Raw genomic sequence first — 15,289 nt, 5'->3', positions numbered from 1 at the left:
GTTTAAACGCAGTCTTTTAACGCCTTTAATGCTTTAGAATGAAATTCGCGCTGATACATAACCAGCACTACCAGAACCGTAGTAAACATAAATAAGCGTGAATCAATAAACCAGGCTAGTGTGGATAACGACATATAAAGTGCCCTTAATCCATAGTTAAGCGAATGTCCGGCCTGATCAATCACCTTCGCTGTGCGGTTAGCATAGGTCTCAAGCTGTTCCTCCGGGATGCGGTTACCGTTTGGCGCAGCGCCTACCAATGCACCACCAAAACCGTATTGCCTGAGTGCCCAGGTAAACTGAAAAAAGGCGAATACAAAAATACAAACCATTAATACCAGTTTGAGTTGAATTTGCAGGGTGGTTTGCGGCAATCCGGGAATAACCTGATGCAATACATTCGAGAGCTGTTCAGCCGAAGACAGGGCCGTTAATAAACCCGCGATAATAAGCAGCGCACTCGAGGCAAAAAAGCTGATGTTACGCTCCTGAGCAGCGATGATCGCCACATCAGCAATACGGTTTTCCCGTAATAACATTTGCAGCATCCAGTTATTGCGCTTTGCCCTCAGTTCACTGGCTAAACATAAGGTTGTACGAGCCCGTTGTTTGGCAAACAGGGTATAGCCTACCCATAAAACTAAAAACCAGACCAATCCAACAATATCAATCAGGGTCATGCTGCAATTTTTCCTTAAGCGCAAATTAGGTGTTGATTGTATGCCTATTTTGCTACACTTCGCGCCCATTTTTAAGACACCTAAGTAAATAAGAGATAACACTTTTTATGGCAATCATGCTGGCACCAATGGAAGGGGTGGTGGATCACCTTATGCGCGACATGCTGACCCGAATCGGTGGTTTTGATATGTGCGTAACCGAATTTGTGCGGGTAGTCGATCAATTACTGCCAGCCAAAGTGTTTTATCGGTTGTGTCCTGAATTGCACAATGAAGGTAAAACCCCGGCAGGCACCCCTGTGCGTGTACAGTTATTAGGGCAGGAGCCAAACTGGCTGGCAGAGAATGCGGTGCGCGCCACCGAATTAGGCTCGTACGGTGTTGACCTGAATTTTGGCTGTCCTGCCAAAACTGTGAATAACAGTAAAGGTGGCGCGGTATTATTGCAGCATACCGACAGTCTGTATCAGATAGTGTCAGCAGTGCGCACAGCGGTGGATAAAGCTCATATTGTCAGCGCTAAAATGCGCCTGGGGTTTGAAGATAAATCCAAAGCAATCGATAACGCGTTAGCTATTGAAGCTGCGGGGGCAGATTTACTGGTTATACATGCACGTACCAAGGTCGAAGGTTATAAACCCCCTGCGCACTGGCAGTGGATTGCCAAAATTAAACAGCAGGTAAACATCCCTATTATTGCTAATGGCGAAATCTGGGATGCAGACGATGCCAGATGTTGTACTGATGCCTCAAATTGCCCGGATTTAATGTTGGGACGCGGTGCATTAGCCATGCCCAACTTAGCGCGTGTAATCGCACATGGTGAGCAGCCGATGCCCTGGCAGCAGGTTATTGAGTTATTAATTAACTATTCTGGTTATGAAATATTTGGTGACAAGGGGAAATATTATCCGAACCGGATTAAACAGTGGCTGGGCTATCTGGCCAGGCAATATCAACAAGCTGATGATTTATTTGCACAAATTCGACGATTAAAACAGTCCGAAGAGATAGTGCAACAACTTGAACAAAATTTAACAGCACATTAGTCTATATCCCAAATAATAACAGGGATAAAAATCTAATGTTTAAAACCTCGCTCAAATCACCAGTGCTGCTTGGCACGCTGGTGGTGGCAACTGGGTTGCTAAGTGGTTGTGGTGATGATACCAAGCCACAACAAGCACCTTTTGTCGATATTAATCAAAATCCTTTCCCCAGTACCTATAAGGCCCTGCCTTCACAAAAAATAGCATTTACACATGTTAATTTACTCGATGGTTTAGGTGGGCAAATCGCTAACGCCACTTTGTTAATGGCTGATGGAAAAATTCAGCAACTGGGTGAATCACTGGAAATTCCAGACGGTTATACAGTTATCGATGGTAAGGATAAATGGTTAACCCCGGGTATTATCGATGTGCATTCACACCTTGGTGTTTACGCATCGCCATCAACCGGATCTCACTCTGATGGTAATGAGGCGACTAATCCGGTAACTGCACAGGTGTGGTCAGAGCATTCAGTTTGGCCACAGGATCCCGGCTTTGGTCGTGCGTTAGCTGGCGGTGTCACCGTATTACAAATTTTACCCGGCTCGGCAAATTTAGTGGGAGGCCGTTCGGTTACGGTTAAAAATTTGCCTAATCGTACCGTGCAGGATATGAAATTCCCCGATGCGCCATATGGATTAAAAATGGCTTGTGGTGAAAACCCCAAACGGGTTTATGGTAAAAAAGGCGGACCTTCCACACGTATGGGTAATGTTGCCGGATACCGACAGGCCTGGGCTGACGCACAGGATTATCAGCGCAGCTGGGATAAATACACCGAAGAATATAAAGCCGGTAAAAATCCAAAAGCGCCAAAACGCGACTTACGTCTGGAAACGCTGGCTGGCGCGTTGAAAGGTGACATTAAAGTACATATGCATTGTTATCGCGCCGATGATATGGGCACCATGATGGATGTAATGAAAGAATTTGGTTACCAGATAACTTCGTTCCAGCATGCGGTAGAAGCCTACAAAATTGCTGATAAATTAGCTGAAAATAAGGTCTGTTCGGCGATGTGGGCTGACTGGTGGGGCTTTAAAATGGAAGCCTATGACGGCATTCGCGAAAATATTGCCATGGTAGACAAGGCTGGCGCCTGCGCTATTGTGCACTCAGACAGTGATTTAGGTATTCAGCGGTTAAATCAGGAAGCGGCAAAAGCGTTAGGTGACGGACAGCGGGCTGGTATTAATATAAGCAAAGCCCATGCATGGCAGTGGTTATCATCCAATCCGGCAAAGTCTCTGGGGATTTTTGATAAAACCGGTTCGCTGGAAGTGGGTAAAAATGCCGACTTGGTGTTATGGAGCACTGACCCTTTTTCTACCTATGCACAAGCTGAAAAAGTCTATATCGATGGAGGACTGGCTTTTGATCGTGATGATCCGTCGCGCTGGCCGGTATCGGACTTCGAATTGGGCCAACCGGGTGAGGGAGACAGCAAATGAAAAAACTAATCATCAGCCTGACACTCACTTCGTTGTTTAGTGCAAGCGTACTGGCGGAAAAAGTCGCGATTGTAGGTGGTACGATGCATACCCTGAGTAAACAGGGTAGCGTAACCGATAAAGCGTTATTAATTGATGGCGAGCGTATCAAAGCTATTGTGGATATCAATGCAATACCAAAGGACTATCGTCAAATTGATGCCGCGGATAAAGTTGTCACTCCGGGGTTAATTGGTGCACAAACCCAGCTGGGTCTGGAAGAAGTGGGCAGTTGGGCCGGTACAGTGGATGCCAGTGTGTCGCCATCAGATTACTCGCCTTACGGTGCCGCACTGGATGTGAGTTATGCGCTTAATCCGGCGTCAAGTTTAATCCCTGTTGCTCGCATTGAGGGGGTTACCAGTGCTGCGACCAGCATTAACTATACCCATGCAATGTTTAAAGGGCAGGGGGCAATTTTGTCTCTTGGTGAAGGGGACAATTTAGTCAGGCCTCAGGCATTTACCCGCATTGATGTATCAAATAATGGAGCAGATGATGCCAGTGGTAGTCGCGCGGCATTATGGCCGGTTTTGGAGAATGCGTTAGCGGAAGTGGAAGCGCGTAACGGTAGAAAGCTTGCGTTGTCTGCCGAATATCATGGGCAGCTCAATCCGGCAGATATCAACGCACTACTGGCTGTTGTCGCGGGTGATGAGCCATTATTGATTGGCGCACATCGTGTTGCAGATATTAAACAAGTGATAGCGCTTAAACAGCGTCATCCTAAGCTTAATGTGGTTCTGCTGTATGCAACAGAAGGCTGGATGCTGGCTAAGGAAATTGCTGTTGCAAATATTCCGGTTATTCTAAACCCGGAATCGAATCTGCCATATTCCTTTGACCAGTTAGCCGCCACTATGGCCAATGCAGGGCGTTTAGCTGATGCAGGCGTTATGGTATCCATTGGTGTTGAGACCCATAATATTCGCCTGATGACCCAACATGCAGGTAATGCGGTGGCCAACGGCCTGAGCTGGATTGATGGGTTAGCAGCTCTTACCATAAATACTGCAAAAATTTATGGTATCGATAATGACTATGGATCGCTTGAAGCCGGCAAAGTGGCGGATGTGGTGATCTGGAATGGTGATCCACTTGAAGTGATGAATGCCCCTGAAAATGTAATTATCCATGGCAAACAGATTGATATGGTGAGTCGTCAAACTAAATTGCGCGACAGGTATCTTAATCGCGACGCGAAACTGCCAGTGCAGTTTCAACATTAATTAACTTAAAAGGCTCCGATTGGAGCCTTTTTCATCATTATCTGTAAGTTCTTCGGCCCCGAATCTGCTCAGGTTTCTTCTTTGGGTGTGCTTTTAATAGTGTCTATCCTGACTTTTAAGTTGTGAATACGTTTTTCTAACGCGGTTTTTTGTTCTTTATCGGCGTCCGCTAGCAGCTGATTTAGCTGCTCTAATCGCGCTTGTAAGTTAGTTAATGATTTTTCCTGTTGTTCGGCTTTTTCCGCTTTATCAAATACGATATCTTCAGCCACTGATTCGCTGGCATCGTCAGTCACATTTAACCCAGAGCGTGGAATTTTTTTCTGAACGTGTTCGCCAGCATGCTGGCTGACAAATGTGGGAGACATTATTTCAATGCCTTGCTGGTGCAAATAATCGAGCACATTGCAGTATAAATTTGAGCGCGTAGTTAGCAGACTTTTAACGTCAGTTAACAGGCCACTGATCTTATAGGTCACCGAGAAATTGCCAAGTTCTGTTATGTGAACATAAGGTTCTTCCAGTCCCGTTTTCAGTGCAGCTTGTTTCAGCGTTTCTTCAACTTTGCCGTGATGAATGTCATAGCCTAAAGATAAGCTGACAGAAACAATGGTGCCTGAGCTGCGGGTAACCGTAATTGGGCTGTTGATCATTAAATTATTCGGAATGGAAATCAGGTCACGATTTTCAGTCTGGACTTCACAATCAAATAATCCACGCTCCGTTACCCGGCCAAAAATATCATTCACCCTGACAAAATCACCGGTGCGAAATGGCTGAGTAAACCGCATTAATGCACCAGCAACCAGATTGCTAAATACCGTCGTAGAGGAGAAAGCCAGCAAGCCCGACAGGACTAATCCCACCAAACCTAATACCTGAGTTTCGGTGGAGTCACTTAATGGCAGGGTGATAACGATGGCGACCATCGTGATTAAACATAACAACAACATGGTAAATTGGCGGGCGAAACTATTGTTACTACTGGTGTTTTTATTGCGTTTAAACAACAGCCAGTTGGCAATCCAAAGTACAAAAGCGAAAAAAACAATCGTGGCAACAACGGGTAACCATTGTTGAATAAATAACTCATTATTCATGTTGTGACATCCTTGTTTTTGTCTGCTTTGGCATTTTGAATCATATGTCGGATAGTGGCATTGATAACGCAATTATTAACAGTAGCACGATATAGGCGCAATCTGATTGTAGGTTGAGATGATCAATAGCAGAACAAGTAAAGTGTTAAATCACAAACGGGGTTGTTACCAACCTTCTTAAACAAAAAAGCCACCTGCTAAGAGGTGGCTTTTAAAGTTAGCTATTAGCAATAGCGTTATTTTTTAGCATTGGAGTGCACGTCTTTCATCGCACGGCCAGATGGGTCAGCATTGTTTTTAAAGCTGGCATCCCATTCAAGTGCCTCCACCGTACTGCAGGCAATCGATTTTCCACCCGGTACACACTGTGCTGCACTTTCCTGCGGGAAGTAGCTTTCAAAGATAGTACGGAAGAAATAACCTTCTTTGGTATCTGGTGTATTAATCGGGAAACGGAATTCAGCGTTTGCCAGCTGCTGGTCTGATACTTCCGTGGCAACATATTCCTGTAATGAATCAATCCAGCTGTAACCTACGCCATCGCTGAATTGTTCTTTCTGACGCCATAATACTTCTTCTGGCAGGTATTCGCCGTTATCAAACGCTTTACGTAATACCCATTTTTCCATTTTCCCGTCAATACACATCTTATCCTGTGGATTAAGACGCATCGCCACATCCATAAACTCTTTATCGAGGAAAGGCACACGTGCTTCCACGCCCCAGGCTGCGGTGGCTTTATTGGCGCGTGCACAGTCAAACATATGTAAACGTTCAAGTTTACGTACGGTTTCTTCATGGAATTCTTTGGCATTTGGTGCTTTGTGGAAATACAGGTAACCACCAAATATCTCATCGGCACCTTCACCGGATAACACCATTTTAATCCCCATGGCCTTGATTTTCCGGCTCATCAGGTACATAGGTGTTGCCGCTCGAATGGTGGTTACGTCATAGGTTTCAAGGAAATAAATTACGTCACGAATGGCATCCAGACCTTCCTGAATGGTGAAGTGTACTTCGTGGTGCACCGTGCCAATCATATCGGCTACTTTTTTGGCTGCCACTAAATCAGGTGCGCCTTCCAGACCTACCGAGAATGAGTGCAGGCGAGGCCACCAGGCGTCGCTCTGGCCTTCGTCCTCAATGCGCTTGGCAACATACTTAGCCGCCACTGCAGATACCAGTGATGAATCCAGACCTCCGGACAATAACACGGCATAAGGCACATCTGACATCAGGTGTGAACGTACCGATTTTTCGAAAGCTGTTTTTAAATCATCCAGACTGGTGGTGTTGTCTTTAACATTGTCGTATTGCATCCAGTCGCGCTGATAGTATTTTTTCAGCTCGCCGGTTTTGCTCCACAGGTAATGCCCGGGAGGAAATTCCTTCACCGTTTTACACACGGGTACTAAGGCTTTCATTTCTGATGCCACATAGAAGTTACCGTGTTCATCGTAACCGGTGTACAGCGGAATGATACCGATGTGATCACGTGCAATCAGGTAGGCATCTTGCTCTGCATCGTATAATACAAAAGCAAACATACCCTGCAGGCGATCGATAAATTCAACACCTTGTTCCTGATATAAAGGAAGGATCACTTCACAATCTGATTCGGTTTTAAAATCGTAAGGGGCAGCTAGTTCTGTTCTAAGTTTCTTATGATTATAAATTTCACCATTGACTGCCAGAATGTGATTATTATTGGTATTGGTCAGAGGTTGGGCGCCATTATTTACATCAACAATGGCCAGTCTTTCGTGAGCCAAAATAGCATTATTATTATTCCAGATACCTGACCAGTCAGGGCCACGGTGACGTAGCGTCTTGGAAAGTTCTAATGCTTGCGTCCTCAACTCTGTAACATCAGTTTTGATGTCCAGAATACCAAAAATACCACACATATATGTTGTTCTCTCTCAACGTTTGTTAATTTAATGTTTCCGGTTTTGACCGGCATAAATACAGGCTCAATATAACCGAGCCAATCTGCATGACACCTTATTATTTTTATGACTTGGTGCCGACGAGGGTATTCTTTTCACTCTTTTACCTGAATGTGCCAGCGTGGTAGAAAAATGCAAGTGAAAAGCGCAAGAATTTTGCTATTACATATAAAAAAGCCCGTATTTTTACGGGCTTTATCTTAAATTTTAGCGTTGGCGCTGAAATTCACTGGTTTTAGACCATTTAGGCCAGTCATCTGAACTGGCAATATGATAGCCAACATCAAATAACATCCGGGTATCTTGTTGCACACCACTGAAGTCCCATTTGTCACGAAATTCATCACATACCTGATGATAACAGCCGGTGGTGATTAAGCTCATACGTTTACGGTAATCTGCGGTTTGTTCATCAATTGGCACGGTGCCGCCTTCACTGTATAAGGCAGGAACCCCTTTTTTAGCAAAGCTAAAGTGATCTGAACGATAGTAATAACCCGCCTGAGGCTTGTCTTCGCCTTCTAAATAGCGGCCCTGTTTTTTCACCGCTGCATCCAGATAATTTTCCAGTTCAGACTTACCTTTACCCACAACGATAACATCCTTGGTTTTACCCAGAATATTCATGGCATCCATATTAATATTGGCTACTGTTTTATCCAGTGGAATAACCGGATGTTCGCTGTAGTAATAAGAGCCCAGTAAACCTTGCTCCTCAGCGGTAACAATCAGGAATGAAACGGAGCGCTCAGGTTTATTGGCCAGACTCATAAAGGCTTTGGCCATGGTTAGTGACGCTGCGGTACCAGTAGCATTGTCCTGCGCACCATTATAAATCTGGTCGCCGGTTAAGCTCTCATCTTTACCCAGATGATCCCAGTGCGCTGTATAAATAATGTGTTCATCCGGCTTGGTTGTACCCGGTACCGTTGCCAATACATTGTAACTGGTGGATTTTTTCAGTTTGCTGTGAATACTGGCTGATGCTTTTATGTTCAGGTCTCTGGCGTAGGGGCCTTGCAGTGCTTTGGCTTTTTCCTGACTAAAATCAAATCCGGCGCGGCGGAACATATTTTGTGCCACTTCCAGCGGGATCCAGCCTTCGGCTGCTACCCTGTCCATATTACCGTTGTCGGTTACCAGGCCATACTGAGGACCACTCCAACTGTTTGCAACCACAGTCCAGCCATAAGATGCAGGTTCGGTTTCATGTACTATAATTGCTGCTTTAGCGCCCTGACGACTGGCTTCTTCATATTTGTAGGTCCAGCGCCCGTAATAGGTCATGGTTTTACCCTGAAACTTGCCACTGTCCGGATTTTCAAAACCGGGATCATTAACCAGAATAATGACGGTTTTGCCTTTTACATCTACATTGGCGTAATCATTCCAGTCGTACTCAGGGGCATTAATACCGTAACCCACAAAAACGATATCTGAATCACTGAATTCTACGCTTTCCTGTTCACGTTTGGTGCCCAGCATCATGGTATCACCATAGGTGAGTTGTTCATCACCTAAAGTCAGGCTGACATCCGGACTGGCCGTAATTTCCAGTAGCTCCACCGGCTGCAAAAAGCTGTCGCCATTACCCGGTTGTAATCCCAGTTTTTGAAGCTCGCTGGTTAAATAATCAAGGGTTTTCTTTTCACCCAGGCTGGTGGGTAAACGTCCTTCAAATTCATCAGAGGAGATAACTTTAGTGTATTCACGTAAATCATCAGCACTAATCGATTGATAGGCCTGCTCGTATGTGTTCCCGGTGTTTGTTGTTTGTTCCATTTTACTGGTGGTTTGTGATGCGTTATCACAAGCGGTTAGCGCAACAACCGGTACCAGCGCCATGAGTTTAAGATAGTTTTTCATTATAATGCTCTTGTTTTTATTGAAACCCCAACAGTATAAGGAAAACCGTTGCACAACTCTAATCTTACGCAATGGATGCCACAAATCTGGCGACAAGTACCTTTTTCGCAATTTCAGCGCTTTAATTTCGAGGCGTTTGAGCATTGGCCGACAGTCGATTGTTTAAATGGCTTTACCAGCGCAACTAAAAAATTTGTAGATGATAATGGGCAATTTGATCAGGATTTGTATTACGAACAGATTATCTTTCAGCAGCATCAGATCCCGACCCGTATCCATAGCTGGCATGACTGGTTTAATGCCTGTATCTGGCTGGCGTTCCCGCAAAGTAAAAGCCTGATTAACCAGCAACATATTGAGGATATTGACCAGTTTGGTTTAAACCCCCGCACGAAAAGGCGTAATCATTTAACCCATTTAGACGAATGTGGTGTGCTTATCGTTCATAGTGATTCAAATATTCCGGATTTGTTGCGTGAACATCAGTGGCATCAGGCTTTTTGGCAACAAAGAAAACAGTGGGGGACCCAAATTAGCGCGCTGGTTTATGGTCACGCCAATCTGGAAATGTTGCTTAATCCTTTTATCGGTTTAACCGGAAAATGGGTCGAAATTAAAGTAGAGGCTGATTTCTGGCAACTGGAAACAGAGCAGCAACAACATATAACTGATAGCTTATTGGCCGAAAAGCTAAAGGCTAATGCGTTTGCGCAAAAAGGAGAGCTGTGTCCGCTACCTTTACTGGGCGTGCCGGGCTGGAGTGAGTTGAATTTGCGTGAAGACTTTTACGCTAACCCACAATATTTTATGCCCAGGCGACGTGCGCAGAAATCAAAAGGTTAGACAGGCTTAACGCTGGGTATTTAGGTTAAACCTGTTATGAAATGTTTAATTATTCCTGCATATCGTCATGTAACTCACATGACCAGTATCCAAGATTAAGCCATTGTGTTAACAGTTGAGTAAGCGCGGACAGGTCTTCACCGGCTAACTCTGTCGCTAACAAATCGTCGCAATAACACCATTCAGTCGCACTGAATAAAGACTCAACAACAGGTAATAAAGATTGCGTCAGTTCAAAATGGCTGTCTCCCATGTGTATCACAACCTTGTCTGTGCGTGATTCGCGCCAAATTGGTTTTACATCTAAGCGCCGGTATACAGGGCCGCCTTCACAAATATAACCATGTACTTGTTGCTGATTTAATAACGGCGTGGGAGGACGCAGCGTATCATTGGCAAAACTGAGATAACTGGCCAGCCAGTGGTCACATTCAGGGTCATCCAGTGCGCGTTTCATCATGGCTTTTAATTGAGTTATTTCGGTTAATTTAAGTTCGCCAGCTAATTTACGTGTTGGCAAATCCGGGTCCTGATAACGTTCATTAAAATAATTTTGCTGAATGAGCGCATAGTCTGCAAAATCACTTAACAGCGCTTTTTGATCGGGTGCTCTGAATCCCACTGAATAATTCAGGCAGTCAGTGATGGCTTCACCACAGTGAGGGAAACCAGGTGGAATATACAAAATGTCTCCTGGTTGCAGTACTGCATCGATAATCGGCTCAAACGCTGCTACCTGAGATAATTTAGGGTGGGGCAGTAAAGTTTTATGCTGACCTTTATCTCCCACCTGCCAGTGACGCTTACCTTTGCCCTGAATAATAAATACATCATATTGATCCAGATGCGGGCCGACGCCAGCACCGGGCACAGAAAAACTCACCATTAAATCATCCACTCGCCAGCGCGGGATAAAATTAAAGGCATTTAACAGTGAGCTGGCGTCATCAATATAACCATCAACATTTTGTACCAATAATGACCACTGACCTACACACAGAGCGTCAAAAGATTCGAATGGCCCCTGAGTAAGATGCCATTGACCGTTGATTTGGCTGACTATGCGCGCATCAATATCTTCTTCCATCGCGAGGCCAGCCAGATCGTGTTCATCAAGGGGATCGACAAAGTCTTTAAATCCCTGTCGGATAAGCAGTGGTTTTTTTTGCCAGTAATCACGTAGAAAAGTTTTTGGTTCAAGGTGATGTAATGTGAACATAAGTAACCGACTCGGCGGGTTAATTGGGCAGGCGCGTACCCTACAAAAAATTGCCTGGAATTCCCAGTGTTATAACACTATTTCGTTTGACGTATACGTTCCTGTTGCTGGGCAAACTGTTCTAAAAACGCAATGGTTTGTTCGCGGTAAACCGGCTCGTAAAGTTTGCGCATACTGCCATCAAGATAGGTCTGTTCCAGTGCCAGTTGCCAGCGTTCTAATCGTTCTCTGGGGATGTCTTTTGAAAAAGCCAGATACAATTCGTTGGCAGGAAAATGCATAACCTCAACTAAATTGACATGATCTGGCAAGCGCTGAGTGACCTGTTGTTGTGCGCGCTCGTTTAAAGGGGTTAAGTCAATACGTCCCTGCAGCAGCATGGGCGCACACTGATCATCATTGGTTGTCAGTACCAGATTTTTACCTTCGATAAACCCATGGTCTGTCAACTGGCTTGCTAAAAATGAGCCACGCGCTGCGCAGGCAATAAAACCCTGATTAATTTGTTGTTGCGACAGGTTGGCTGGCAAAATATCGTCACGCCCATATAGTGCGGCATCATAGTGCTTAAGTGGGCCTACCCAGTTAAATTGTTTTTCCCTTGCCTCGGTGCGGGATGTTTCAAATAACACCGTATTCTGGCTGGTTTGAGCGATAGCGAGTGAGCGAGCCCAGGGTTGAATACTAAAACGACCATTTTCATCCAGACGCTGCATGATCAGTTTAATCAGCTGAACCGTGGCACCTGTAGCCTGCCCATTTTCATCCAGATATTCGCCGGGAGGGCTGTGCTCTGTTAACAATAATAATGGAGGGACGTTTTGCTGTGACGCTGAACCCGACGCACAATGTGCCGCGACACTGAAAAACAGTATCGCTGCAGACAAAAGATATAAAGGGTTAAATTGCTGCATCCGTGCACAATAACATTGTTTTATCAGGCCTTAAACCAGCTTCACTATCAGCCAAATTCCCCAGATGAGTGCTGTAGGGATAATAGCAATCATCCAGCATTTGCCATTGGAAAGCTGTGTCCAGCGGCTTACACCCACTGCAGTTAAATAAATTGACCAGAACGATTCCAGACGAATATTGCTGGTTAATCCGTACCAGTCTGAATTCATAGGCAAAGACAGCGCATAAGACAGCGTAGTCGGGGAGAGGGCCGTGGGAGGAATTTGATGATCACTTGCCAGCGCCAGCATTAATAAACTAATAAGCCCACTGATAACAATTGGCATATTGGTCCACCAGGTAAAGCCATACCAGTCGGTGAAGCCATTTACATTGTTATCGTCCATTTTGGCCATGGCATTGAGGTAAATAGCAACGATGGCGTTGATCACAATTAAACCGACAGTAACACCGATAATTGAGAAAATTTTCACCTGTTCAATGCTGAAATTATCGCGAAACGATTGTTGTTCGGCGGGGCTTTTATCTGCCATCTGTATCTGAACCAGAAATTCCTTATACCAGTCAAAATCGACAAAGCCGAAATACAAATAGGTTGGCAGTATTGCCATAAATAAGATCAGAAAAAACGGGATCCATGACCAGTTGTGTTTTTCCTGTAAGGTGGCAAAAACGCGATTGGGTTTTACAAACACCTCGCTACAAGCCTGAAAGGGATTAGTGATAGTTTCCATTAGGGATTCCCGTTGGTGATACATTTCGCAACAAAAGTATCTTGTCCGTGTAATTGCATTAACATTGCGAATACTATGTAATATCGTGGTTAATTTCCAGAGCAAATATAGGATTAAAAACAAGGATTTACTTGATGATAGAGATCAAAAAGCTCGCTAAACGGTTTGCAGTGGATAACCCTAAAAAACTCAGTGAGCAGGAGCGCAGGGACCCTCGCTTAAAGGGACGTTTTTTTCACTCTGTACAGGATGTCAGTTTCAGCTGTGATAATGGTCAGGTACTGGGATTACTGGGCCCCAATGGGGCGGGTAAAACCACCACGTTACGTATTTTATCTACGGCGTTAAAAGCGGATTCTGGTTCGATATTTATCGACGGTGAAGATGTGTTGCAAAATCCGATTGTTGCGCGCAAAAAAATCGGCTTTCTATCGGGTACTACAGGTTTATATGGCCGTTTAAGCGGACGTGAAAACATTGCTTACTTCGGTCAGCTGCACGGCATGTCTAAATCACAAATTGAACAACGCATTGACGAGTTAGCAGACTTGCTCGATATGCACAGTTTTTTAGACAGGCGCAGTGAAACCTTCTCCAGCGGCATGAAACAAAAAACTGCAATTGCACGTGCGGTAATGCACAAGCCCGCGCTGGTTATCCTGGATGAACCTACTACCGGTCTGGATATCATGGCCACCCAGACTGTGCTTGAGTTTATTCAACGTTTAAAAGCGGATGGCACCCCGGTTATTTTCTCGACCCACCACCTGGATGAAGTCAGTGAATTATGTGATCGCGTGACAGTGATTAATCAGGGCACCAGTTGTTTTGACGGCAGTCTGGATGAATTTAAACAGCTATCAGACGGTAACCTACATCATTCATTTATGCAGGCGTTGGCACAAGGAGAGTCATATGTGGCAAGTGTTTAATAAAGAAATCAAAGAGTTAATTCGCGATAAAAAAACATTATTTTTTATGATCGCGTTACCTGTACTGCTGTTTCCATTAATTATTGGTTCGATGGCGTTTATTTCCGGCAATGCCATTAAAGAAGCACAAAACAAAGTATTAAAATTTGCTATCACAGGTGAAGCCTATGCGCCGGGTTTATACGATGCGCTGCTCGCAGCCGAAGACAAATTCAGCCTGGTTGATATCAACGGCAGTGACGATTACGCGGCATTGATTAAAGCGCAAAAAGTAGATTTTGTGCTGGTGATCCCCGAGTCCTTTGAACAAAATTTATTTGATGCTGGCCAGCAAAAATTGTCGCTGTACCTGAATGATGCATCACTTAATATGGTTTATAACCGGGTAAATGAACTGGTTGAAGATATTGCTAAAAACCGTCAGCTCCAGGCTTTTCAACAGCTGGGAGTGACTGACGTACAACAAAAAGCCCTGCTTGAACCTATTGTGCTGGAAAAACAGGATGTGGCAGACAAACGCGAGAACTGGGGCGAAAAGATTGGCGGTATGGTGCCTTACCTGGTCTTTTTATTGTGCTTTCAGGGGGCGATGTACCCGTCATCTGATATTGGTGCCGGTGAAAAAGAGCGCGGTACCCTGGAAACCTTATTAATCTCGCCCATCGCACGTTATAAACTGGTGTTAGGCAAATTTTTAACCATTGCCTTTGCAGGTGGGGTTTCAGCATTGATTACCATCTTGAGTATGGCGACCTGGGGCGTGATATTGAGTCAGGGCATGGCGATTAAGTTTGTTGCAGAATTTATGTCAGCAATTAGCGCCCTGGATTTTATTTTAATGTTTCTGATGTTGTTGCCCGTAACCGCGATTTTTGCCTCTGTGCTGTTGTGTTTGTCTATATATGCCCGTAGCTTTAAAGAAGCACAAAGTTATATGGGCGCGCTGGTTATTTTTATTATCCTGCCGATTATGGTGGCTATGTTGCCTGGGGTTTCTCTGGACGGTGGCTGGGCCTGGGTACCCATTACCAATGTGGCGTTAGCCATGAAAGAGCTGATTAAAGGCACCATGGACTACTTTGCATTGTTCAGTATTTTTGGTTCAACCGTGCTTATCGCCGGTGGCTTAATCGCCTTTTGTGTGTACTGGTTTAATCAGGAAAAGGTGTTGTTTAGGTAGGAGAGAACACAGCATCGAGTTTCGAGCGGTGAGCTTGTATCTGAACGATGCGCACTTATAAAAGAAAACGCAGACTTATTGTAGAAAAGTAACTACT

General features: G+C 44.8%; 13 protein-coding genes. 6 read left to right on the top strand and 7 right to left on the bottom strand.

What is annotated here, in order from left to right:
* Window positions 1-2: 2 nt before the first annotated feature.
* Window positions 3-680: a DUF599 domain-containing protein gene (locus tag H8B19_RS01285; RefSeq protein ID WP_186504963.1), complete on the bottom strand. Its 678-nt coding sequence runs from the start codon at window positions 678-680 to the stop codon at window positions 3-5.
* Window positions 681-787: 107 nt separating this feature from the next.
* On the opposite strand from H8B19_RS01285, the gene dusC reads away from it, so the two are divergent.
* The 3 genes from dusC to H8B19_RS01270 are packed head-to-tail and all read left to right on the top strand — an operon-like array spanning window position 788 to window position 4,451.
* Window positions 788-1,729, top strand: a complete 942-nt coding sequence (gene dusC / locus H8B19_RS01280) for a tRNA dihydrouridine(16) synthase DusC (RefSeq protein WP_186504962.1) — start codon at window positions 788-790, stop codon at window positions 1,727-1,729.
* Between the two features lie 35 nt (window positions 1,730-1,764).
* A complete protein-coding gene (locus H8B19_RS01275; RefSeq protein ID WP_186504961.1) occupies window positions 1,765-3,183 on the top strand; it encodes an amidohydrolase in 1,419 nt (472 codons plus the stop codon).
* On the top strand, window positions 3,180-4,451 hold the full coding sequence (locus H8B19_RS01270; protein WP_186504960.1) for an amidohydrolase family protein: 1,272 nt from the start codon (window positions 3,180-3,182) through the stop codon (window positions 4,449-4,451). The genes H8B19_RS01275 and H8B19_RS01270 overlap by 4 nt, the downstream gene beginning before the upstream one ends.
* A gap of 68 nt (window positions 4,452-4,519) precedes the next feature.
* On the opposite strand, the gene H8B19_RS01265 is transcribed toward H8B19_RS01270, so the two are convergent.
* The 3 genes from H8B19_RS01265 to H8B19_RS01255 form a co-directional block, all read right to left on the bottom strand.
* Window positions 4,520-5,551: a mechanosensitive ion channel domain-containing protein gene (locus H8B19_RS01265; protein ID WP_186504959.1), complete on the bottom strand. Its 1,032-nt coding sequence runs from the start codon at window positions 5,549-5,551 to the stop codon at window positions 4,520-4,522.
* A 236-nt stretch (window positions 5,552-5,787) separates the two neighbouring features.
* Window positions 5,788-7,461 carry an asparagine synthase B gene (gene asnB / locus H8B19_RS01260; protein ID WP_186504958.1) on the bottom strand — a complete coding sequence of 558 codons (1,674 nt, stop codon included), beginning with the start codon at window positions 7,459-7,461 and terminating at the stop codon, window positions 5,788-5,790.
* Between the two features lie 249 nt (window positions 7,462-7,710).
* Window positions 7,711-9,369, bottom strand: a complete 1,659-nt coding sequence (locus tag H8B19_RS01255; protein ID WP_186504957.1) for a M28 family metallopeptidase — start codon at window positions 9,367-9,369, stop codon at window positions 7,711-7,713.
* Between the two features lie 48 nt (window positions 9,370-9,417).
* Between H8B19_RS01255 and H8B19_RS01250 the strand changes: the two genes are divergently transcribed.
* Window positions 9,418-10,212, top strand: coding sequence for a DUF3025 domain-containing protein (locus H8B19_RS01250; RefSeq protein WP_186504956.1), 795 nt, complete (start codon window positions 9,418-9,420; stop codon window positions 10,210-10,212).
* Between the two features lie 49 nt (window positions 10,213-10,261).
* Here the strand turns inward: H8B19_RS01250 and H8B19_RS01245 are convergent, their stop codons facing one another.
* The 3 genes from H8B19_RS01245 to H8B19_RS01235 form a co-directional block, all read right to left on the bottom strand.
* Complete coding sequence (locus H8B19_RS01245) at window positions 10,262-11,431, bottom strand: cupin domain-containing protein (protein WP_186504955.1); 1,170 nt, start codon at window positions 11,429-11,431, stop codon at window positions 10,262-10,264.
* Window positions 11,432-11,508: 77 nt separating this feature from the next.
* Window positions 11,509-12,345, bottom strand: coding sequence for a substrate-binding periplasmic protein (locus tag H8B19_RS01240; RefSeq protein ID WP_186504954.1), 837 nt, complete (start codon window positions 12,343-12,345; stop codon window positions 11,509-11,511).
* A gap of 30 nt (window positions 12,346-12,375) precedes the next feature.
* On the bottom strand, window positions 12,376-13,080 hold the full coding sequence (locus H8B19_RS01235; RefSeq protein WP_186504953.1) for a Yip1 family protein: 705 nt from the start codon (window positions 13,078-13,080) through the stop codon (window positions 12,376-12,378).
* A 134-nt stretch (window positions 13,081-13,214) separates the two neighbouring features.
* On the opposite strand from H8B19_RS01235, the gene H8B19_RS01230 reads away from it, so the two are divergent.
* Window positions 13,215-14,012 (top strand): ABC transporter ATP-binding protein, encoded by a 798-nt coding sequence (locus H8B19_RS01230; protein WP_186504952.1) that lies wholly within the window; start codon window positions 13,215-13,217, stop codon window positions 14,010-14,012.
* Window positions 13,996-15,192, top strand: coding sequence for an ABC transporter permease subunit (locus H8B19_RS01225; RefSeq protein ID WP_186504951.1), 1,197 nt, complete (start codon window positions 13,996-13,998; stop codon window positions 15,190-15,192). Before H8B19_RS01230 ends, H8B19_RS01225 begins: the two co-directional genes overlap by 17 nt.
* The last annotated feature ends 97 nt before the right edge of the window (window positions 15,193-15,289 follow it).

The sequence above is a fragment of the Neptunicella marina genome (assembly GCF_014270035.1).
Classification (GTDB): Bacteria; Pseudomonadota; Gammaproteobacteria; order Enterobacterales; family Alteromonadaceae; genus Neptunicella; species Neptunicella marina.
The sequence above is the reverse complement of the archived record's forward strand: the minus strand, read 5'-3'. Positions and strand labels throughout refer to the sequence as shown.